Origin of the sequence: Pseudomonas sp. MWU16-30322 (assembly GCF_020515535.1) — a bacterium.
GTDB classification, from domain to species: Bacteria; Pseudomonadota; Gammaproteobacteria; order Pseudomonadales; family Pseudomonadaceae; genus Aquipseudomonas; species Aquipseudomonas fluorescens_H.
Window position 1 is genome coordinate 34,467 of the sequence record NZ_JAIWYL010000001.1, and the last position, 19,776, is coordinate 54,242.

Annotated in this window: 18 protein-coding genes and 1 pseudogene; 9 read left to right on the forward strand and 10 right to left on the reverse strand. The window is 61.6% G+C overall.

All coding sequences use genetic code 11. From position 1 onward, the window contains the following. Window positions 1-115: 115 nt before the first annotated feature. On the reverse strand, window positions 116-1,225 hold the full coding sequence (gene ribBA / locus LCH64_RS00185; protein ID WP_226499119.1) for a bifunctional 3,4-dihydroxy-2-butanone-4-phosphate synthase/GTP cyclohydrolase II: 1,110 nt from the start codon (window positions 1,223-1,225) through the stop codon (window positions 116-118). Between the two features lie 68 nt (window positions 1,226-1,293). Here ribBA and LCH64_RS00190 point away from each other — a divergent pair, with 68 nt between their 5' ends. Beyond that, the gene (locus LCH64_RS00190; RefSeq protein ID WP_226499120.1) at window positions 1,294-1,590 is read left to right on the forward strand and encodes a DUF1330 domain-containing protein; all 297 of its coding nucleotides are present in this window, start codon (window positions 1,294-1,296) and stop codon (window positions 1,588-1,590) included. Window positions 1,591-1,714: 124 nt separating this feature from the next. Here the strand turns inward: LCH64_RS00190 and LCH64_RS00195 are convergent, their stop codons facing one another. The 3 genes from LCH64_RS00195 to LCH64_RS00205 are packed head-to-tail and all read right to left on the reverse strand — an operon-like array spanning window position 1,715 to window position 3,480. Beyond that, window positions 1,715-2,278: an NUDIX hydrolase gene (locus LCH64_RS00195; RefSeq protein ID WP_226499121.1), complete on the reverse strand. Its 564-nt coding sequence runs from the start codon at window positions 2,276-2,278 to the stop codon at window positions 1,715-1,717. Between the two features lies 1 nt (window position 2,279). After that, on the reverse strand, window positions 2,280-3,032 hold the full coding sequence (locus LCH64_RS00200) for a GntR family transcriptional regulator (RefSeq protein WP_045122494.1): 753 nt from the start codon (window positions 3,030-3,032) through the stop codon (window positions 2,280-2,282). Window positions 3,033-3,090: 58 nt separating this feature from the next. Continuing rightward, window positions 3,091-3,480, reverse strand: coding sequence for a carboxymuconolactone decarboxylase family protein (locus LCH64_RS00205; protein ID WP_007968634.1), 390 nt, complete (start codon window positions 3,478-3,480; stop codon window positions 3,091-3,093). On the opposite strand from LCH64_RS00205, the pseudogene LCH64_RS00210 reads away from it, so the two are divergent. Next, window positions 3,479-3,595 (forward strand): annotated as a pseudogene (locus LCH64_RS00210) (metal ABC transporter ATP-binding protein); the annotation flags it as partial. The gene LCH64_RS00205 and the pseudogene LCH64_RS00210 overlap by 2 nt on opposite strands. A gap of 22 nt (window positions 3,596-3,617) precedes the next feature. On the opposite strand, the gene LCH64_RS00215 reads toward LCH64_RS00210, so the two are convergent. Genes LCH64_RS00215 through LCH64_RS00230 form a run of 4 tightly spaced genes read right to left on the reverse strand, consistent with a single transcriptional unit; the run spans window position 3,618 to window position 7,049 of the window. Beyond that, window positions 3,618-4,103, reverse strand: a complete 486-nt coding sequence (locus tag LCH64_RS00215; protein WP_003225715.1) for a flavin reductase family protein — start codon at window positions 4,101-4,103, stop codon at window positions 3,618-3,620. 12 nt (window positions 4,104-4,115) lie between these two features. Next, the gene (locus tag LCH64_RS00220; protein ID WP_134786603.1) at window positions 4,116-5,597 is read right to left on the reverse strand and encodes an aldehyde dehydrogenase; all 1,482 of its coding nucleotides are present in this window, start codon (window positions 5,595-5,597) and stop codon (window positions 4,116-4,118) included. After that, entirely contained in the window at window positions 5,594-6,427 is an 834-nt protein-coding gene (locus LCH64_RS00225; RefSeq protein WP_103484453.1) for an alpha/beta fold hydrolase, read from the reverse strand. The genes LCH64_RS00220 and LCH64_RS00225 overlap by 4 nt, the downstream gene beginning before the upstream one ends. 31 nt (window positions 6,428-6,458) lie before the next feature. Continuing rightward, the gene (locus LCH64_RS00230; RefSeq protein WP_226499122.1) at window positions 6,459-7,049 is read right to left on the reverse strand and encodes an amino acid synthesis family protein; all 591 of its coding nucleotides are present in this window, start codon (window positions 7,047-7,049) and stop codon (window positions 6,459-6,461) included. A gap of 461 nt (window positions 7,050-7,510) precedes the next feature. Between LCH64_RS00230 and LCH64_RS00235 the strand changes: the two genes are divergently transcribed. Then, the gene (locus tag LCH64_RS00235; RefSeq protein WP_226499123.1) at window positions 7,511-8,554 is read left to right on the forward strand and encodes a YCF48-related protein; all 1,044 of its coding nucleotides are present in this window, start codon (window positions 7,511-7,513) and stop codon (window positions 8,552-8,554) included. Then, complete coding sequence (locus LCH64_RS00240; RefSeq protein ID WP_103484454.1) at window positions 8,551-10,935, forward strand: RND family transporter; 2,385 nt, start codon at window positions 8,551-8,553, stop codon at window positions 10,933-10,935. Before LCH64_RS00235 ends, LCH64_RS00240 begins: the two co-directional genes overlap by 4 nt. A gap of 182 nt (window positions 10,936-11,117) precedes the next feature. On the opposite strand, the gene LCH64_RS00245 is transcribed toward LCH64_RS00240, so the two are convergent. Together LCH64_RS00245 and LCH64_RS00250 are read right to left on the reverse strand one after the other, a co-directional pair. Next, on the reverse strand, window positions 11,118-11,837 hold the full coding sequence (locus LCH64_RS00245; protein WP_007968622.1) for a FadR/GntR family transcriptional regulator: 720 nt from the start codon (window positions 11,835-11,837) through the stop codon (window positions 11,118-11,120). A 223-nt stretch (window positions 11,838-12,060) separates the two neighbouring features. Beyond that, complete coding sequence (locus tag LCH64_RS00250; RefSeq protein WP_003225709.1) at window positions 12,061-13,797, reverse strand: IlvD/Edd family dehydratase; 1,737 nt, start codon at window positions 13,795-13,797, stop codon at window positions 12,061-12,063. A 194-nt stretch (window positions 13,798-13,991) separates the two neighbouring features. On the opposite strand from LCH64_RS00250, the gene LCH64_RS00255 reads away from it, so the two are divergent. The 5 genes from LCH64_RS00255 to LCH64_RS00275 all read left to right on the forward strand — a co-directional run bounded on the left by LCH64_RS00255 (window position 13,992) and on the right by LCH64_RS00275 (window position 19,698). Then, window positions 13,992-15,314: an MFS transporter gene (locus tag LCH64_RS00255; protein WP_226499124.1), complete on the forward strand. Its 1,323-nt coding sequence runs from the start codon at window positions 13,992-13,994 to the stop codon at window positions 15,312-15,314. A gap of 158 nt (window positions 15,315-15,472) precedes the next feature. Continuing rightward, window positions 15,473-16,465, forward strand: a complete 993-nt coding sequence (gene araD1, locus LCH64_RS00260; RefSeq protein ID WP_226499125.1) for an AraD1 family protein — start codon at window positions 15,473-15,475, stop codon at window positions 16,463-16,465. Between the two features lie 9 nt (window positions 16,466-16,474). Next, window positions 16,475-18,055 carry an aldehyde dehydrogenase (NADP(+)) gene (locus tag LCH64_RS00265; protein ID WP_226499126.1) on the forward strand — a complete coding sequence of 527 codons (1,581 nt, stop codon included), beginning with the start codon at window positions 16,475-16,477 and terminating at the stop codon, window positions 18,053-18,055. A gap of 169 nt (window positions 18,056-18,224) precedes the next feature. Continuing rightward, a complete protein-coding gene (locus LCH64_RS00270; RefSeq protein ID WP_103522086.1) occupies window positions 18,225-18,536 on the forward strand; it encodes a DUF5629 family protein in 312 nt (103 codons plus the stop codon). After that, window positions 18,523-19,698, forward strand: coding sequence for a lactonase family protein (locus LCH64_RS00275; protein ID WP_226499127.1), 1,176 nt, complete (start codon window positions 18,523-18,525; stop codon window positions 19,696-19,698). The genes LCH64_RS00270 and LCH64_RS00275 overlap by 14 nt, the downstream gene beginning before the upstream one ends. Window positions 19,699-19,776 lie beyond the last annotated feature (78 nt).

The following is a 19,776-nucleotide window of genomic DNA, read 5'->3' on the forward strand; positions in this document are numbered from 1 at the left end:
ATTGTGGGAGCGGGCTTGCTCGCGAATGCGTTGGGTCATTCAACATTGATGTCGACTGATACGGAGCCTTCGGGAGCAAGCCCCCTCCCACAGGGGAACGTGGTGTTCTGTGGAGTTATTCGCTGAAGGGGATACTCTCCACCACTTCCAGGTCATACCCGGTCAGCCCCGCATACTTCAGCGGCGGCCCCAAATGGCGCAGCTTGCCCACCCCAAGATTCTGCAGAATCTGCGCCCCGGTACCGACTTCGGAGTAAATCCGCGATTGCGAACGACTGAACTGTCGCGGCGGCTGGGTCAATTGCGGCACGCGCTCCAGCAGCGCCTGTGACGATTCATGATTGGCCAACACCACCACAACCCCGTGCCCTTCAGCCGCGACCCGTTGCAGCGCCGCCCACAGCGTCCAGTTGCTCGGCCCGCTGTATTCGGCGCCGACCAGATCACGCAGCGGATCGATCACATGCACGCGCACCAGCGTCGGCTCTTCGCGACGCAGATCGCCCATGACCATCGCCATGTGCACGCCGCCCTCGATGCGGTCTTCAAAGGTGATCAGGCGGAACGTGCCATGCACTGTCGGCAGTTCACGCTCGCCGATGCGTTCAATGGTGTGCTCGGTGCTCAGACGGTAGTGGATCAGGTCAGCGATGGTGCCGATCCTGATCCCGTGCTTACGCGCAAACACTTCCAGATCGGGCCGGCGAGCCATGGTGCCGTCATCGTTCATCACCTCGACGATCACCGAGGCCGGGGTGAAACCGGCGAGGCGGGCCAAGTCGCAACCGGCCTCGGTGTGACCGGCGCGGGTCAGCACCCCACCTTCTTTGGCGCGCAGCGGGAAGATGTGCCCGGGCTGCACCAGGTCTTCAGCACGGGCGTCTTTCGCCACCGCGGCAGCGACCGTTCGCGCGCGGTCAGCCGCAGAGATGCCGGTGGTGACGCCGACTGCCGCTTCAATCGACACGGTAAACGCGGTACTGAACACGCTGCCGTTGCTCGGCACCATTTGCTCAAGGCCCAGGCGCTGGCAGTGCTCGTCGGTCAGCGTCAGGCAAATCAGCCCGCGCGCCTCACGCGCCATGAAGCTGATCGTCTCGGGTGTGCAGCAGTCGGCGGCCAGCAGCAGGTCGCCTTCATTTTCCCGATCTTCGTCATCGACCAGCAGGACCATTTTGCCGAGGCGATAATCTTCGAGGATTTCTTCGATGCTGTTGAAGGCCATGCTGGACTCTCAGGGTTTGTTGGAAATATATTGGTATACCATAATACAAAATCAGCAAAGAGGTCACTATGAAGGCGTACTGGATTGCCCACGTGGATGTCGACAATGCCGAGCACTACAGCCAATACACCCAGCGCGCACCGAAGGCGTTTGCCGAATTCGGCGCGAAGTTTCTGGCCCGGGGCGGGCGCAGCCAGGCGCTGGAGGGCAGGGCTACGCCTCAGCGTAGCGTGGTGATCGAGTTCGAGAGCTACGAGCAGGCGCTGGCGTGCTACCACTCGGCGGCGTATCAGGAGGCGAAAAGTTATCGCGAGGAATGGGCGAGGGCGGAGATCGTCATTGTCGAGGGCATTGCTCCCCTTTAAGCAACATCGCAAATCCCCTGTGGGAGCGGGCTTGCTCGCGAAGGCGTCGTGTCAGTCGATAGAAATGTTGAATGATTGACCGCATTCGCGAGCAAGCCCGCTCCCACAGGGGAAACGGTGATCCTCAGCGCATGAAGTGGATTTTCCCGCTGTCATCATTGCCCATATAGATCCCATACACCCCGGCCTGACGCTCTTCGATATAGCGCTCGAGGATCTGCCGGATCGCCGGGTAATAGATCTTGTCCCACGGAATGTCCTCGGGGGCGAAGAATTTGTAGTCCAGGGTTTCCGGGCCGAACTGGCCGGTGATCTCCAGCGCGAGGGCGCGGAAGATGATGTACACCTCGCTGATCTTCGGCACGCTGAAAATCGAATAGGGCGAGACGATTTCCGCGCGCACGCCGCTTTCTTCCCAGACTTCACGCAGCGCCGCCTGCTCGGTGGTCTCGCCGCTTTCCATGAAGCCGGCCGGCAGCGTCCAGGTGCCCGGACGCGGGGGGATCGCCCGTTGGCACAAGAGGTATTTGCCGTCCTGCTCGATGATGCAGCCGGCGATGATCTTCGGATTGACGTAGTGGATATAGCCGCAGCCGCGGCACATCAGGCGCTCGTGCGTATCGCCCGGCGGTACCTGCTGACCGAGGTCAGGGCCACCGCATTTCGGGCAAAAGCTCGGGCTGAACATGTCAGTGACCTATGCGCGGTTCTTTCAGCGCGATCGGCAGGGTGATGTTAGGCGTCGCGCCAGTCTCTTCCTGTTTGCGCTTGAGGTAATCGAGGGCCACGGCGGCCGCCGCGCGCACGTGATCGACGCAGGCCTGATGCGCCGCCAGCGCATCACCGCTCTTGATCGCCTCGACCATTTTTTCCATTTCCTGATTACTCGCGCCGCGACGGTTTTCCTGGGACACCGAAGTCGCCCGCAGGTAGCTGATGCGTGCCTGCAACTGGCGCAATTGAGTGGCCGCAACATGGTTGCCCGAGCCTTCGAGCAGCACGTCGTAGAAGCCCTGCACCGAGTCGATCACCTGTTGCAGTTCGCCGTCCTTGAGTGCCTTGCGGTTCTCGTCGAGGGCTTTTTCCAGGGCCTTGATGTCCTTGGCCTTGGCGCGCAGGGTGAACAGCTGGACGATCAGGCCTTCGAGCACGCAGCGCAGCTCGTAGATGTCGACCGCATCGGCGAGGGTGATGATCGCCACCCGTGGGCCTTTGGCATCGGCGAACTCGACCAGACCTTCGGACTCCAGGTGACGCAAGGCTTCGCGAACGGAGGTGCGGCTGACACCGAGGCGATCGCACAGATCGCGCTCCACCAGACGATCGCCGGGCATGAGCTGGAAATTCATGATCGCGCTACGCAGTTTATCCAGCACGATTTCGCGCAGGGTAACGGGGTTGCGATTGACCTTGAAGCTGTCGTCGAGTGGCTGGCGTTTCATGGGGTCCGCTCTTTACTGTGGCTGTCCATGCCAGACGGGCATCAAAACAGCCGAGGGGTTAACTGGAGGCCTCGGCGTCGGCTTCGGCGAAGGCTTCACGGGCGAGCCGGAAACTGTCCACGGCTGCCGGGACGCCGCAATAAATACCGACCTGAAGCAGAATTTCGCGTATTTGCTCACGACTCAGGCCGTTACGCAAGGCGCCGCGCACATGCAGCTTGAGTTCGTGCGGGCGGTTGAGCGCCGAGATCATCGCCAGGTTGATCATGCTGCGCTCCTTGAGCGACAAACCCTCACGCCCCCAGACATGGCCCCAGCAGTATTCGGTGACCATTTCCTGCAACGGGCGGGTGAAGTCGTCGGCGTTCTCTATTGAACGCTGCACGTAGGCTTCGCCCAGCACCTGGGTGCGGATCTTCAGACCTTTTTCGTACTTTTCGTTACTCATCATTCCTCCTGTCACCCTGGATCTCCTTGTGGGAGCGGGCTTGCTCGCGAAGGCGTCGTGTCAGTCGACATCAATGTTGAATGATCCACCGCATTCGCGAGCAAGCCCGCTCCCACATTGGCATTTGGGTGTGTTAATCAGGCCAGGGTTGGCAACGGCCCGAGCTTGCCCTTGTGATAAATCATCGGCGTCACCGGTTGCTCGGGCAGGATCAGGTTCTTCACCGCGCCGACAATGATCGCGTGATCACCACCGTCGTATTCACGCCACAATTCGCACTCGATGATCGCCGTGGCCTTGGCGAGGATCGGGTTACCGAGTTCGCTCAAATGCCACTCGATGTGCTTGGCCTTGTCCTTGCCTTTACCGGCGAAGGCGTAGGCCTCGGCGGTCTGGTCGGCGGACAGCAAATGGATCGCGAATTTCTTGCTGTCGCGCAGCACCGGGTAGGTGTCGGAAGCGTAGTTGGGGCAGAACAGCACCAGCGCCGGATCAATCGACAGCGCGCTGAAGGCGCTGGCGGTGATGCCGACGATGGCGCCCTCCGGGTCGAGGGTGGTGACCACCGTGACCCCGGACGGAAACGAGCTCATGACGTCTTTGTAAATGCCGGGTTCGATCATGTCGCAGGACTCCTAGCGCATCACAAACGGATCAGGCATCGGGGCCTGAGAGAGATTGATCCACACCGTTTTCAGTTCGGTGTAGGCCAGCACCGAATCGATGCCGCTTTCGCGTCCATAGCCACTGTTCTTGAAGCCGCCGATCGGCGCCATCGCCGACACTGCACGGTAGGTATTGACCCAGATGATCCCCGAACGCACGTCGCGCGCCAGGCGATGGGCACGGCCCAGATCGCGGGTCCAGATGCCGGCGGCGAGGCCGAACTGCGAGTCGTTGGCGATTGCCAGCGCCTCGGCCTCGTCTTTAAAGCGAATCACTGAAGCCACCGGGCCGAAGACCTCTTCCTGCATGATCTTCATCGAGTTGCGGTCGCACTCGAACAGCGTCGGCTCGTAGAACCAGCCGTCACCCAGATCCGCCGGACGCTTGCCGCCGGTGCGCAAACGCGCGCCTTCAGCGATGGCATCGGCCACCAGCCCTTCAACCACCGCCAATTGCTGCGCGGTGGCCATCGGGCCCATTTCGCTGTGGTCTTCCTGCGGGTTGCCGATGCGGATGCGCTGGGCGCGTTCGACCAGGCGGTTGACGAACTCGTCGTAGATTTCGTCCTGCACCAACAAACGTGAGCCGGACACGCAGCTCTGGCCCGAGGCCGCATAGATCCCGGCAATCGCGCCGTTGATCGCGCTGTCCAGATCGGCGTCGGCGAAGATGATGTTCGGCGACTTGCCACCGAGTTCCAGCGACAGCTTGGCGAAGTTCTCGGCGCTGCTGCGCACCACGTGCCGGGCGGTGGCCGCGCCGCCGGTGAAGGCGATCTTGCGGATCAGCGGATGGCGGGTGAGGGCGGCGCCGGTGCTCGGGCCGTAACCGGTGACAACGTTGACCACGCCCGGCGGAATCCCGGCTTCGAGGGCCAGACGCGCCAGCTCAAGGATGGTCGCCGAAGCGTGTTCGGACGGCTTGATCACGATGGTGTTGCCGGCGGCGAGGGCCGGGGCCAGTTTGATCGCGGTCAGGTACAGCGGGCTGTTCCACGGAATGATCGCAGCGACCACACCCATCGCTTCGTGCACGGTGTAGGCAAACAGGTCGGGCTTGTCCAGCGGCAGGGTGCCGCCTTCGAGCTTGTCGGCCAAGCCTGCGGTGTAATGGAAGAACTCCGGCAGATAGCCGACCTGACCGCGGGTTTCGCGGATCAGTTTGCCGTTGTCGCGGCTTTCCAGCTGCGCCAGTTGTTCCTTGTTTTCCGCGATCAGGTCACCGAGACGCCGCAGCAGCTTGCCGCGCGCGGTGGCGGTGAGGCCGCGCCAGGCCGGGCTGTCGAAAGCCGTCTGCGCCGCTTGTACGGCGCGTTCGACATCAGCTTCATCGGCGTCAGGCAGTTCGGCCCAGGCTTGCGCGCTGGCCGGGTTGAGGCTTTCGAAAGTCTTGCCGGAGAGGGCGTCGACCCATTCTCCGCCGATGCACATCTGGAAGCGTGCGAGTGTCATGCAACGATCCCCTTTATATGGTTTTGTCGGGAGTGTGCGTATTCGAGAAATTCCAGCAGCGTCTGGTTGACCAGGCGCGGCGACTCTACCGGCATCATATGCCGTTGCTCGGGCAGCACCGCAACCTTCGCGCCGGGAATGCGTCGGGCCAGTTGCTCGGCCATTTCCGGGGTGGACCCGGGGTCGAGTTCGCCGGTGGCGATCAGCGTCGGTGCCTGAATACTGCCCAGGTCGTCGGCGCGGTACATGTCCTGGGTCGCGAACAATTCGTAGGTGGTCAGGTAACCCTGCGGATCGTTGCCGGCCAGGGTCTGGCGAATGGCCGCGATCTGCGCCGGGTTGGCCGCCTGATATTCACGGCTGAACCAGCGTGACAGCGCCGCTTCGGCGTTGGCATCCGGCCCGTGTTCAGCCGCCTGCGCGGTCCGGGCGATGACCCCGGCACGCTGTTCTTCGCTGCGGTTGAACACGCTGTTCAGTACCACCAGGCTTTGCAGGCGCTCCGGGTAGTGCAGGGCAAACGCCCGCGCCACCAAACCGCCCATGGAGAAACCGATCACCGCTGCCTGGGGCAGATTCAGGTGATCGAGCAGCTCCAGCAACTGATCGGCATAACCGAGCAGGCCGGTGCCGCTGGCCGGGCGCGGGCTCGCGCCATGGCCGAGCATGTCGTAGGCGATCACCCGGTATTGGGCAGACAGGCCAACGATCTGGCCGCCCCACATTTCTTTATTCAGGCCCACGCCGTGGATCAAGACCACGGGCTGGCCTTGGCCGGTCGCCAGGTAACTGGTACCAGCCGGGGTGAGTTCAGCGGTGAGCCGAATCATGGAGCGCTCCTGCAATGCCTTTTTATTGTGATTACTGGGCTTTTTCGGCGGCCAGTTCTTCCAGATCGATGTAGCGGTTGCCGATGCGCGGGTGCAGGCGGCCACCGTCGGCGCACCCGAGCACCACCACGATTTCGTCGGCACGCGGCGCGTCTTCGATCTGCATTTCCAGAGTGATGTAGTGCGAACGCTGGCCTTCGTCGTCCTTGTGCATCATCGGGATCTGAATCGAAGTGCCCGGGCCGCCGCGCTTGTTGGTGAAGCTCAGGTAGCTCTTGGCCTTGACCGCTTCGCGGTAGTGATTGCCGAAGCGCAGGGTATGGATCACCGCCGAGGCGTGTTCGATTTCGCCGTCGGCGCCGACCACTGCAGCCTTGCCGTAAGCCTCGATCTTCTCCGCACCGCCGATGATGCCCACCAGGCGCTCGACCATCAGCGCGCCGAGGTCGGAGCAGTTGGCGCGGATCTGCGGTTTCAGATCCTCAACGAAACCGTTGCCGACCCACGGGTTTTTCATGACCACGGCCAGCCCGACCATGGTCACTGGCTTGTCAGAGGCCTTGCCGCCTTCGATGAAGGTTTCTTCGACATAGCTGACGATCTTGCGAATTTCGAAACTCATGAGCTGCTCCGTAGGGGGATTAAGAGTGTCTGTGCGTCTGATGGTATACCATAATACCGATCGTGCAAGTCCCCCACGCAAGATTTGCCGCATCCATCCGGCGAATGGCGGTGTATTCATCCGCCAGCCCCAATCTCACAAACACCATTGCACCCTGTGGGAGGGGGCTTGCTCCCGAAAGCGGTGGATCAGTCGACATCTCTGGTGCCTGACACATCGCCTTCGGGAGCAAGCCCCCTCCCACAGTGGAAATCACCGCTGACAGGAGGCCCATCCGGTTAACAAAAGATAACGTGGCGCCGATTGTCAGACGTTTCCAAAGCCCGATAGGATGAGCCAGCTTCCCAAGGCGCTCTGGACTGCGGGTTTCACGGCTATGCTTGTGACCTGTCAGTCACCACGAGCACCCTTGCGGCGCCCTAAGGCCGAATGGCCTAACAATAATAAATAGGGGAAGGTCTATGAGTCGTTGCCGCCCGCCGGCGTTTCGCAACACCGCGTTGCTGGCCACAGCACTCACCCTGCTGGGCTGTGCTGCCTTGTCGGCACCCGTGCTGGCCGCTGAAGCGCCAGCCGACGGGGTGTATTCCACCGAATCGGCCAAAGCCGCAAAAAGCCTGATGCTCGATGTCGTCCACGCCGGCACCCGGTTGGTGGCGGTGGGGGATCGCGGGCACATTCTCTATTCCGACGATCAGGGCAAGACCTGGACCCAGGCCAAGGTGCCGACCCGGCAACTGCTGACGGCGGTGTATTTCGTCGACGACAAGCACGGCTGGGCGGTCGGCCACGACGCGCAGATCCTCGCCAGCGAAGACGGCGGCCTGACCTGGAACAAACAGTTCGAAGACCTCAAGCGCGAAGCGCCGCTGCTCGACGTCTGGTTCCAGGACGTCAACCACGGTGTGGCGGTCGGTGCCTACGGCGCCCTGCTGGAAACCACCGACGGCGGCAAGAACTGGCAAGACGTCAGTGACCGCCTCGACAACCAGGACCAGTTCCACCTCAACGCCATCGCCGCCGTCAAGGACGCCGGGCTGTTCATCGTCGGCGAGCAGGGCAGCATGTTCCGTTCCCCGGACTGGGGCCAGACCTGGGAAAAGCTCCAGGGCCCGTATCAAGGCTCGCTGTTCGGTGTGATCGGCACCGCACAACCCCAGACTCTTCTGGCGTATGGCCTGCGCGGCAACCTCTATCGCTCCAGCGACTTCGGCAGCACCTGGCAGCAGGTTGAACTCAAGGCCGCGCGCGGTGCGCTGGAGTTCGGTCTGTCCGGCGCGACCCTGCTTGCCGACGGCTCGATCGTGATCGTCGGCAACGGCGGCTCGGTCATCAGCAGCAGCGATAACGGCGAAACCTTCAGCGTGTTCAACCGCCCGGACCGCATCTCGCTGTCCTCGGTGACGGCGGCCGGCGACGGTAATCTGATTCTTACAGGGCAGGGCGGCGTGCACACCACGCAGCCAAACGGCGCCGAGATTAATAATAAGAAGGCGGGGCTATGACTTCCTTGAGCAATCATCATCAGGACAAGGCGACGTTCCTCGAACGTCTGATTTTCAACAACCGCCCGGCCGTGATCCTGATCTGCCTGGTGGTCAGCATCTTCCTGTTCTGGCAGGCCACGCTGATCCGGCCGTCCACCAGTTTCGAAAAAATGATTCCGCTCAAGCATCCGTTCATCGAGAAGATGATGGAGCACCGCAACGACCTGGCGAACCTGGGCAACACCGTGCGCATTTCGGTGGAAGCCACCGACGGCGACATCTTCTCCAAGGAGTACATGGAGACCCTGCGCCAGATCAACGACGAGGTGTTCTACATCTCCGGCGTCGACCGTTCCGGCCTCAAGTCGCTGTGGAGCCCGAGCGTACGCTGGACCGAAGTGACCGAAGAAGGCTTTGCCGGTGGTGAAGTGATCCCGCAGAGCTACGACGGCTCGCCGGAAAGCCTCGACATGTTGCGTAACAACGTACTCAAGTCCGGGCAGGTCGGGCGTCTGGTGGCCAACGACTTCAAGTCGAGTATCGTCGACATCCCGCTGCTGGAGTCCTACCCGGACCCGCAGGATCAGGGCAAGCTGCTCGCGCTGGACTATCGCCAGTTCTCCCATGAACTGGAGGACAAGATCCGCAACAAGTTCGAAGCGCAGAACCCCAACGTCAAGATTCATATCGTCGGTTTCGCCAAGAAGGTCGGTGACCTGATCGACGGTCTGGTGATGGTGGTGATGTTCTTCGGCATCGCCTTCGTCATCACCCTGATCCTGCTGCTGTGGTTCACCAACTGCCTGCGCAGTACCGTGGCGGTGTTGAGCACCACACTGGTGGCGGTGGTCTGGCAGCTCGGGCTGATGCACTTCTTCGGTTTCGGACTCGATCCGTATTCGATGCTGGTGCCGTTCCTGATCTTCGCCATCGGCATTTCCCACGGCGTGCAGAAGATCAACGGCATCGCCCTGCAATCCAGCGAAGCCGATAACGCCCTGACGGCGGCGCGGCGCACTTTCCGGCAACTGTTCCTGCCGGGGATGATCGCGATTCTTGCCGACGCCGTGGGCTTCATCACGCTGCTGATCATCGACATCGGGGTGATCCGCGAACTGGCGATCGGCGCCTCCATCGGCGTGGCGGTGATCGTGTTCACCAACCTGATCCTGCTGCCGGTGGCGATTTCCTATGTCGGCATCAGCAAACGCGCGATTGCCAAGAGCAAGAAGGACGCTAATCGCGAACATCCGTTCTGGCGTTTCCTGTCGAACTTCGCCAGCCCGAAAGTCGCACCGATCTCCATCGCTCTGGCGCTGATCGCTTTCGGCGGCGGCCTCTGGTACAGCCAGAACCTGAAAATCGGCGACCTCGATCAAGGTGCGCCGGAGCTGCGCCCGGACTCGCGCTACAACAAGGACAACAATTTCATCATCAACAACTATTCCACCAGTTCCGATGTGCTGGTGGTGATGGTCAAGACCGCCACCGAAGGCTGCTCGCGCTACGAAGCCATGGCGCCGATCGATGAGCTGATGTGGAAGATGCAGAACACCGAGGGCGTGCAGTCGGCGATCTCGCTGGTGACCGTGTCCAAGCAGATGATCAAAGGCATGAACGAGGGCAACCTGAAATGGGAAACCCTGTCGCGCAACCCGGATGTGCTGAACAACTCGATCGCCCGCGCTGACGGCCTGTACAACAACAGCTGTTCGCTGGCGCCGGTGCTGATCTTCCTCAACGACCACAAGGCCGAAACCCTCGACCGTGCGGTACACGCGGTGCAGGAATTCGCCAAGGCCAACAACAAGGACGGCCTGGAATTCATCCTCGCCGCCGGTAACGCCGGGATCGAGGCGGCCACCAACGAAGTGATCAAACAGGCCGAACTGACCATCCTGATCCTGGTGTACATCTGCGTCGCGGTGATGTGCATGATCACCTTCCGTTCATGGGCGGCGACCCTGTGCATCGTCCTGCCGCTGGTCCTGACCTCGGTGCTGGGCAACGCGCTGATGGCGTTCATGGGCATCGGCGTCAAGGTCGCGACCCTGCCGGTGGTGGCGCTGGGCGTGGGGATTGGCGTGGACTACGGGATCTACATCTACAGCCGTCTGGAAAGTTTCCTGCGCGCCGGGCTGCCGTTGCAGGAAGCCTATTACCAGACCCTGAAATCCACCGGTAAAGCGGTGCTGTTCACCGGTCTGTGCCTGGCCATCGGCGTGTGTACCTGGATCTTCTCGGCGATCAAGTTCCAGGCCGACATGGGCCTGATGCTGACCTTCATGTTGCTGTGGAACATGTTCGGTGCGCTGTGGCTGCTGCCGGCCCTGGCGAAGTTCCTGATCAAGCCGGAGAAAATGGCGGGGCAGAAGGGCAATTCGTTGTTCTCCCACTGATCCGAATGCCGAAACAACAAAGCCGCAACCCGAGGGTTGCGGTTTTTTTTATCCAGTAAACATCACACAATCCAAAATGTGGGAGCGGGCTTGCTCGCGAAAGCGGTGTGCCAGTCATAACATGCTTTGCTGACACTCCGCATTCGCGAGCAAGCCCGCTCCCACAGGAAATTTTGGGTGTGTCAGGAAAGTTCGGTGCCGAGCACAGCACTCAACGCACTACGCGCATCATCCAGCTGCACCAGCGTCGCGTGGCGGGCACCTAGCGCATCACGGTTTTCGATGGCGGTAAGAATCGCCTTGTGCCGTGGCAGCGCCAGCTCATGCAGATTCGGCCGCTGGTTGGAATGCTTCAACGCCTCGGCAATCGCCACCGAAAGCATGTTGCACAGGTTCGCCAGCAGATCGTTATGGGTCGCGTCGGCGATGCGGCTGTGGAAGTCCAGGTCCGGTTGCAGCAGGGCTTCCGGGGTCGGTGCGGCTTCCATGCGCTGATAGGCTTCGCCGATGGCGGCGATGTCTGCCTCGGTCGCGTGCTGAGCGGCGAGGGCGGCAGCGGCCGGTTCGATGATGCTGCGCACACTGGTCAGTACATTGAAGAATTCATTCTGCGGGCTGCTTTGCATCAGCCAGTGCAGCACGTCCGGATCGAGCATGTGCCATTCACGTCGGGCCTTGACCACCGTGCCGACACGCGGTTTGGAGTACACCAGTCCCTTGGCCACCAGCACTCGCGTGGCTTCACGCAACACCGGGCGGCTGACCGCGTATTCCTCGCACAACAGCGCTTCGGCGGGCAGTTTGTCGTCGGGCAAAAAACGTCCGGAGACGATCTGCATGCCCAGTTCCTGGACAATGCGCGAGTGCATGCTTTTGCGGTCGGAAGGTTTGCGGTAATCCATGGGGAACGGCGCGATCCTGAGCGATGGAGATGCCGCGCATCATAGCAGGCACGACACTGTATTGAGGCAGACACAGTAGCCAAATGTGGGAGCGGGCTTGCTCGCGAAGAGGGAGTGTCAGCCAAATATATGGCACTGACACACCCTCTTCGCGAGCAAGCCCGCTCCCACAGTGGGAATGCATTCCAAGGTAGGAGCTGCCGCAGGCTGCGATCTTTTGCTGTTAATGGGAATGGCGGGGGACTTCAGCACCTCGGCAGCCGACCAGGAAATCAAAGTCACAACCCTGATCCGCCTGCAGCACATGGTCGATGTACAACTGACGATAGCCGCCGACCAACAGCTGCTGCGGTGGCTGCAGATCTGCCATGCGCGCCGCCAGTTCGGCATCTGGAATGTCCAGATGCAAACGCCCGCTGGCGCAATCCAGCTCGATCCAGTCGCCTTCCTGCACCACCGCCAACGGCCCGCCGGCCGCCGCTTCCGGGGCGACGTGCAACACCACCGTGCCGTACGCGGTGCCGCTCATCCGCGCATCAGAAATGCGCACCATATCGGTCACACCCTGCGCCAGCAGCTTGGCCGGCAAGCCCATGTTGCCGACCTCGGCCATGCCCGGATAACCCTTTGGCCCGCAGTTCTTCATCACCAGAATCGAATCTTTATCGACATCCAGTTCCGGATCATTGATCCGCGCCTTGTACATATCGAAGTTTTCAAACACCACCGCGCGACCCCGATGCTGCATCAATTCAGGCGTGGCGGCGGACGGTTTGAGCACCGCACCCAGCGGCGCCAGATTACCGCGCAACACGCAGATACCGCCGTCGGCGCGGATCGGATTGTCGAGGGTTCGGATCACTTCGTCCTCGCCATAGATCGGCGCGTCTTTCACGTTCTCGCTCAGCGTCTTGCCATTCACGGTCAGGGCATTCGGATTGGGAATCAGATTGGCCTCGCCGAGACGCCGCAGCACCGCCGGCAAGCCCCCGGCGTAGTAAAACTCTTCCATCAGGAAACGCCCGGACGGTTGCAGGTCGACGATGGTCGGCATGCCGCGCCCGATGCGCGTCCAGTCGTCCAGATCCAGTTCGACGCCGATGCGACCGGCGATGGCTTTCAGGTGAATCACTGCGTTGGTCGAACCGCCAATGGCCGCGTTGACCCGAATGGCGTTTTCAAAGGCTTCCTTGGTCAGGATCTTCGACAGTCGCAAGTCTTCGCGCACCATCTCCACCGCGCGCATGCCGGACATGTGCGCCAACACGTAACGCCGCGCATCGACTGCCGGAATCGCCGCGTTGTGCGGCAACGACGTGCCCAGTGCTTCGGCCATGCAAGCCATGGTCGACGCGGTGCCCATGGTGTTGCAGGTGCCCGCCGAGCGTGACATGCCGCCCTCGGCCGCGAGGAAATCGTCGATGGTGATAGTGCCGGCCTTGACCTGTTCGCTGAGCTGCCAGACCACCGTGCCGGAGCCGATGTCCTTGCCCTTGTGCTTGCCGTTGAGCATCGGCCCGCCGGTGACGACGATCGCCGGCACATCGCAACTGGCCGCGCCCATCAGCAGCGCCGGAGTGGTTTTGTCGCAGCCGGTCAGCAGCACCACGCCGTCAATCGGGTTGCCGCGAATCGCTTCTTCGACGTCCATGCTCGCCAGGTTGCGAGTGAGCATGGCGGTCGGGCGCAGGTTCGACTCGCCATTGGAGAACACCGGGAATTCCACCGGAAAGCCGCCAGCCTCGATCACCCCGCGTTTGACGTGCTCCGCAATCTGGCGGAAATGCGCGTTGCACGGGGTCAGTTCCGACCATGTGTTGCAGATGCCGATGATCGGCTTGCCGTGAAACTGGTGGTCGGCGATGCCCTGATTCTTCATCCAGCTGCGGTACATGAAGCCGTTCTTGTCGGCCGTGCCAAACCATTGGGCCGAGCGCAGGGTGGGTTTCTTCTCAGACATGATCGGTTCTCTTATTGTAAGACTATTGTTTGCGAGTCATGGCTAAACATAAGCGCAAAATCGCCGCTTTGGAAGTGTTGTTGGGTAATTAGTATTACTATATAGTCGTTTTCGGTGGAGGGATTGGCCCTGGCGGTTTTCCGCGAGAGGCGTCCCCCGAGGTTCTATAAAAACAACAATCGGAGACCGATCCCATGAGCCAGGAACTGCGGCTTGTCCGGCGCATCACGCTGAAACTGATTCCCTTCCTGATCCTGCTGTACCTGATCGCCTATGTGGATCGCTCGGCCGTCGGCTTCGCCAAGCTGCACATGGGCGCCGACATCGGCATCGGTGACGCAGCCTATGGTCTCGGTGCCGGGCTGTTTTTCATTGGCTACTTTCTTCTCGAAATCCCCAGCAACCTGATGCTCGAACGCTTCGGTGCGCGGCGCTGGTTTGCGCGGATCATGATCACCTGGGGCGCAATCACCATCGGCATGGCGTTCGTCCAGGGCCCGCACAGTTTCTACGTCATGCGCTTTCTGCTCGGCGCGGCGGAGGCGGGGTTCTTCCCCGGCGTTCTCTACTACATCACCCAATGGTTCCCGGTGCGCCATCGCGGCAAGATCCTCGGCCTGTTCATCCTCTCTCAACCGATCGCGATGATGATCACCGGCCCGGTATCCGGCGGCTTGCTGGGCATGGACGGCATCCTCGGTCTACACGGTTGGCAATGGCTGTTCATCGTCATCGGCACCCCGGCGATCCTCCTGACCTGGCCGGTATTGCGCTGGCTGCCCGACGGCCCGCAGAACGTGAAGTGGATGGATCAGGCCGAGAAAGACTGGCTGACCGGCGAACTGAAAAAGGATCTTCAGGAATACGGCCAGACCCGTCACGGCAACCCGCTGCATGCGCTCAAAGACAAACGCGTGTTGCTGCTGGCGCTGTTTTACCTGCCGGTGACCCTGAGCATTTATGGCCTCGGCCTGTGGCTGCCGACGCTGATCAAACAGTTCGGCGGCAGCGATCTGGTGACTGGTTTTGTCTCGGCGGTGCCGTACATCTTCGGCATCGTCGGTCTGCTGATCGTGCCGCGCAGTTCCGACCGCATGAACGATCGCTACGGCCACCTCGCGGTGCTCTATGTGCTGGGCGCGCTGGGCCTGTTCTTCAGCGCGTGGCTGACCCTGCCGGTGGCGCAATTGGCGGCGCTGTGTCTTGTGGCGTTCGCGCTGTTTTCCTGCACGGCGGTGTTCTGGACCTTGCCGGGGCGGTTCTTTGCCGGCGCGAGTGCAGCGGCGGGGATCGCCCTGATCAACTCGGTGGGCAACCTCGGCGGCTATATCGGGCCGTTCGTGATCGGGGCGTTGAAGGAGTACACCGGGAATCTGGCTTCGGGGTTGTATTTCCTGTCGGGGGTGATGGTGTTCGGATTGATCCTCACAGCCATCGTCTACCGCGTGCTCGAGCGCAAACACGCGCTGCCGGCCGAGCAATTTGCCGCCAGCGCACGCGGTGCCACCCGAACCTGAATCGGCAGAACAACATGGAACCCATGTGGGAGCGGGCTTGCTCGCGAATGCGGTGGGTCAGCCACCATCATCGTTGAATGACACACCGCTTTCGCGAGCAAGCCCGCTCCCACAATGGATTGGCGTCGAACTCAAGACTGGTTTACAGGAGAGGACATATGCATCTGGTTCAATTCGAATTGATTAACGGCGAGCGCCGCGTCGGCGTGGTCGACAACGGTCTGGTCCGCGAAGTGCAGGACGCCCGCAGCGTACGCGATCTGGCGTTGGCCGCGATCGAGGGCGGCAGCACCCTTGAACAGCAAGTGCAGAGCCACGGCCTCGGCATCGATCACGACTACGCTGAGTTGCTGAACACCCGGCGCATCCTGCCACCGCTGGACCATCCCGATCCTGCGCACCTGCTGGTCAGCGGTACCGGCCTCACGCATCTGGGCAGCGCCTCGGCGCGGGACAAGATGCATCAACAGGCCGGCGATGAAGCGCAAATGACCGACACCATGCGCATCTTCAAATGGGGCGTGGAGGGTGGCAAACCGGCAGCGGGGCAGGCGGGTGTGCAACCGGAATGGTTTTACAAGGGCGACGGCAGCATCGTCGTGCGTCCGGGCGAGGCCTTCCCGTTGCCGCCGTTTGCCGAGGATGCCGGCGAGGAACCGGAAATGGCCGGGCTCTACGTCATTGGCCACGACGGCAAGCCCTGGCGCCTCGGTTTCGCGGTGGGCAACGAGTTCTCCGACCACGTCATGGAGCGCAAGAACTACCTGTACCTGGCCCACTCGAAACTGCGCAGTTGCAGCTACGGCCCGGAACTGCGCACCGGCGAATTGCCGCAGCATCTGGCCGGCACCAGCCGCATCCTGCGTGACGGTGAAGTGCTGTGGCAGAACGAATTCCTCAGCGGCGAAGCCAACATGTGCCACAGCCTCGCCAACCTCGAATACCACCATTTCAAATACCGCCAGTTCCTGCGTCCCGGCGACGTGCACATTCACTTTTTCGGCACCGCGACCCTGTCGTTCGCCGATGGCATCCGCACCCAACCGGGCGACGTGTTCGAAATCAGCCAAGCCGAATTCGGCGCACCGCTGGTCAACGGCATCGCGCCGGCAGAAGCGGCTTTTCAACCGGACAGCATCGGCACCCTTTAAGGAGCTCCCATGACTCAGATTCTCGGTCACAACTACATCGGCGGTCAGCGCAGTGCCGCGGGCAACGTCAAACTGCACAGCGTCGACGCGACTACCGGCGAACACCTGCCGTACGATTTCATTCAGGCGACTGAAACCGAAGTCGATGCCGCCGCCAAAGCCGCCGCCGCAGCGTACCCGGCCTATCGCAGCCTCAGCGCTGAACGCCGCGCGCAATTTCTCGACGCGATTGCCGATGAGCTGGATGCGTTGGGTGATGATTTCGTGGCCGTGGTCTGTCGTGAAACCGCGTTGCCGGCGGGGCGGATTCAGGGCGAGCGCGGGCGTACCAGCGGCCAGATGCGCCTGTTCGCCAAAGTCCTGCGGCGCGGTGATTTCTACGGCGCGCGAATCGATCTGCCACTGCCGGATCGCCAGCCGTTGCCGCGCCCCGATCTGCGCCAGTACCGCATCGGCCTCGGCCCGGTGGCGGTGTTTGGCGCGAGCAACTTTCCGCTGGCGTTTTCCACTGCGGGTGGCGATACCGCTGCCGCGCTGGCCGCTGGTTGCCCGGTGGTGTTCAAGGCCCACAGCGGACACATGGCAACTGCTGAACTTGTCGCCGATGCACTGATTCGCGCCGCCGAAAAAACTGCGATGCCCATCGGTGTGTTCAACATGATTTACGGCGGCGGTGTGGGCGAGTGGCTGGTCAAGCATCCGGCGATTCAGGCCGTCGGGTTCACCGGTTCGCTCAAGGGCGGTCGGGCACTGTGCGACATGGCGGCGGCGCGGCCGCAACCGATCCCGGTGTTCGCCGAGATGTCGAGCATCAACCCGGTGATCGTCTTGCCGCAGGCGCTGGCCACGCGTTCGGAATCGATCGCCCGCGACCTGACCGCCTCGGTGGTGCAGGGCTGTGGTCAGTTCTGCACCAATCCCGGTTTGGTCATTGGTATTCGTTCGCCGCAGTTCAGCGCCTTCGTCCAGCAAGTGGCCGGGCTGATTGGCGATCAACCGGCGCAGACCATGCTCAACGCCGGCACCCTCGGCAGCTACGGCAAAGGCTTGCAGAAACTCTTGGCGCATTCCGGCATTGGGCATTTGGCAGGTCAGCCGCAGCAGGGCAATCAGGCGCAGCCGCAGTTGTTCAGGGCCGATGTCAGCCTGTTGATCAACAGCGATGAAGTCTTGCAGGAGGAAGTGTTCGGCCCGACCACGGTGATCGTCGAAGTGGCGGACAAGGCCGAGCTCAGCGCGGCGCTGCAGGGCCTGCACGGCCAACTGACGGCGACGATGATCGGCGAGCAGACCGACTTCGAGCGCTTCCCGGAGCTGACGCCGTTACTTGAACAGAAGGTCGGGCGGATCCTGCTCAATGGTTATCCGACCGGGGTCGAGGTGTGTGACTCGATGGTGCATGGCGGGCCGTATCCGGCGACGTCCGACTCGCGCGGCACGTCGGTGGGGACGCTGGCGATCGATCGCTTCCTGCGCCCGGTGTGCTTCCAGAATTACCCCGACAGTTTGCTGCCGGAACCGCTGAAGAATGGCAATCCGCTGCGCATCCAGCGTCTGGTGGATGGCAAGCCCTCACGCGACGCCTTCTAACCCACACCGCAAATCCCCTGTAGGAGTGAGCCTGCTCGCGATAGCGGTTTCACATTCGACATCTTGGTTGGATGACACACCGCCATCGCGAGCAGGCTCACTCCTACAAGGGCCGGGCACGACAATGAGCTATCATTGGCCCTTTCCCCCCTAAGAAAGACTGTTTGCCATGACTGCCCAAACACTTCTCAACGCCCTCGAACACTGCGGCATGGTCGAAATCGATGGATTGCATGCCTTCGAATTCGCCCTCGACGAAGACGACAACCTGCACATCGAATGTATCGATGGCCGCACGGCCAAGCATTGGGAGTTCACCCCGGCGCAGGTTACAGCGGCGACGTTTGATGAAGACCTGCAGAGCTGGCTGATCATTGGCTACGCCAGCGACACCAAAACCACCGGCGAGCACCGTCTGGTCTGCCTCGGTGATGTAGTCAGCAGCAGCGATGACGAGGATGAAACTGATGAACATGCGTAAATTCTGGCCGCTGCTGATGGCCGGCAGCGTCGGTGCGATGGGCCTTTCCAGTGCCAGCGCCGAGAACTATCAATTGCTGGTCGGCTCCTACACGGCGGGTACCAGCCAGGGCATCTACCGGATGAATTTCGACAGTGCCACCGGCCAGATCGCTGCCAAGCCGCTGCAAGTGGTGAAGAGCGAAAACCCGTCATGGCTGACCCTGTCCAAAGACCAGCATCGGCTGTTCGTGGTCAACGAAAACGGCCCCGGCCAGAAAGACCCGGTCGGTCGCGTCAGCAGCTATTCGATTGATCCGAAGACCCACGCCCTGACCCTGATCAATCAGGTGCAGAGCCTGGGTAACGAACCGACCCACTCAAGCCTCAGCGGCGACGTCAGCCACCTGTTCGTCAGCAACTATTCGGTGATGGAAGATCCGGGTGGCACCCTCGCGGTGTTGCCGGTCGGTGCCGATGGCAAGCTCAAACCGGTGGTGCAGATGAGCGCGCACCCGGCGAGCCGGGTCAACCCCGAGCGTCAGGCGTCGAACCACGTGCACTCGACCGTTTCCTCACCGGATGGCCGCTACGTGTTCTCCAACGATCTCGGTGCGGACAAGGTCTTCATCTACAAATTTGACCCGAAGGCCAACCCGGACCTGCCGCTGACCCCGGCAAAAACCGCTTTGATCAGTTTGCCGGCCGGCAGCGGCCCGCGTCATTTGCTGTTCAGTGCTGACGGTAAACATGCCTGGCTGACCATGGAAATGAGCGCACAGGTGGCGGTGTTCGACTACAACGACGGCGTGCTGACCCAGACGCAACTGGTCGATCTGGCTGCCGGCCAACCGACTTCGGACAAGGCCGGTGCGGCGCTGCATGCCTCGGCGGATGGCAAATTCCTCTACGTCAGCAACCGTGGCACGGCCAATCAGTTGGTGGTGTTCAGCATCGACCCGGCGACCGGTCAGCTCAAGGAGCTGCAAAAACGCTCGGTGGAAGGCGATCACCCGCGTGAGTTCAGCCTCGATCCGAGTGGCAAATTCCTGCTGATCGCCAACCAGAAGAGCAACGAAATTGTTGTCGTCGAGCGCGATGCCAAGACCGGTCTGCTTGGCAAAACCGTGCAAAAACTACCGATGGACGCCCCGAGCGACCTGAAGTTTCTAGTGCGACAATAAGCCACAGGCCCCGGTTTACGGGGCCTGTCTCTTTGTATTAATCGCGCTGATATCCGGTAATGCTACAAAGCATTTCAA

Bases quoted from the DNA above. Each gene is read 5' to 3' on its own strand.
- ribBA (WP_226499119.1), bottom strand. From the start codon at position 1,225: ATGGCCTTCAACAGCATCGAAGAAATCCTCGAAGATTATCGCCTCGGC.
- LCH64_RS00190 (WP_226499120.1), top strand. From the start codon at position 1,294: ATGAAGGCGTACTGGATTGCCCACGTGGATGTCGACAATGCCGAGCAC.
- LCH64_RS00195 (WP_226499121.1), bottom strand. From the start codon at position 2,278: ATGTTCAGCCCGAGCTTTTGCCCGAAATGCGGTGGCCCTGACCTCGGT.
- LCH64_RS00200 (WP_045122494.1), bottom strand. From the start codon at position 3,032: ATGAAACGCCAGCCACTCGACGACAGCTTCAAGGTCAATCGCAACCCC.
- LCH64_RS00205 (WP_007968634.1), bottom strand. From the start codon at position 3,480: ATGAGTAACGAAAAGTACGAAAAAGGTCTGAAGATCCGCACCCAGGTG.
- LCH64_RS00215 (WP_003225715.1), bottom strand. From the start codon at position 4,103: ATGATCGAACCCGGCATTTACAAAGACGTCATGAGCTCGTTTCCGTCC.
- LCH64_RS00220 (WP_134786603.1), bottom strand. From the start codon at position 5,597: ATGACACTCGCACGCTTCCAGATGTGCATCGGCGGAGAATGGGTCGAC.
- LCH64_RS00225 (WP_103484453.1), bottom strand. From the start codon at position 6,427: ATGATTCGGCTCACCGCTGAACTCACCCCGGCTGGTACCAGTTACCTG.
- LCH64_RS00230 (WP_226499122.1), bottom strand. From the start codon at position 7,049: ATGAGTTTCGAAATTCGCAAGATCGTCAGCTATGTCGAAGAAACCTTC.
- LCH64_RS00235 (WP_226499123.1), top strand. From the start codon at position 7,511: ATGAGTCGTTGCCGCCCGCCGGCGTTTCGCAACACCGCGTTGCTGGCC.
- LCH64_RS00240 (WP_103484454.1), top strand. From the start codon at position 8,551: ATGACTTCCTTGAGCAATCATCATCAGGACAAGGCGACGTTCCTCGAA.
- LCH64_RS00245 (WP_007968622.1), bottom strand. From the start codon at position 11,837: ATGGATTACCGCAAACCTTCCGACCGCAAAAGCATGCACTCGCGCATT.
- LCH64_RS00250 (WP_003225709.1), bottom strand. From the start codon at position 13,797: ATGTCTGAGAAGAAACCCACCCTGCGCTCGGCCCAATGGTTTGGCACG.
- LCH64_RS00255 (WP_226499124.1), top strand. From the start codon at position 13,992: ATGAGCCAGGAACTGCGGCTTGTCCGGCGCATCACGCTGAAACTGATT.
- araD1 (WP_226499125.1), top strand. From the start codon at position 15,473: ATGCATCTGGTTCAATTCGAATTGATTAACGGCGAGCGCCGCGTCGGC.
- LCH64_RS00265 (WP_226499126.1), top strand. From the start codon at position 16,475: ATGACTCAGATTCTCGGTCACAACTACATCGGCGGTCAGCGCAGTGCC.
- LCH64_RS00270 (WP_103522086.1), top strand. From the start codon at position 18,225: ATGACTGCCCAAACACTTCTCAACGCCCTCGAACACTGCGGCATGGTC.
- LCH64_RS00275 (WP_226499127.1), top strand. From the start codon at position 18,523: ATGAACATGCGTAAATTCTGGCCGCTGCTGATGGCCGGCAGCGTCGGT.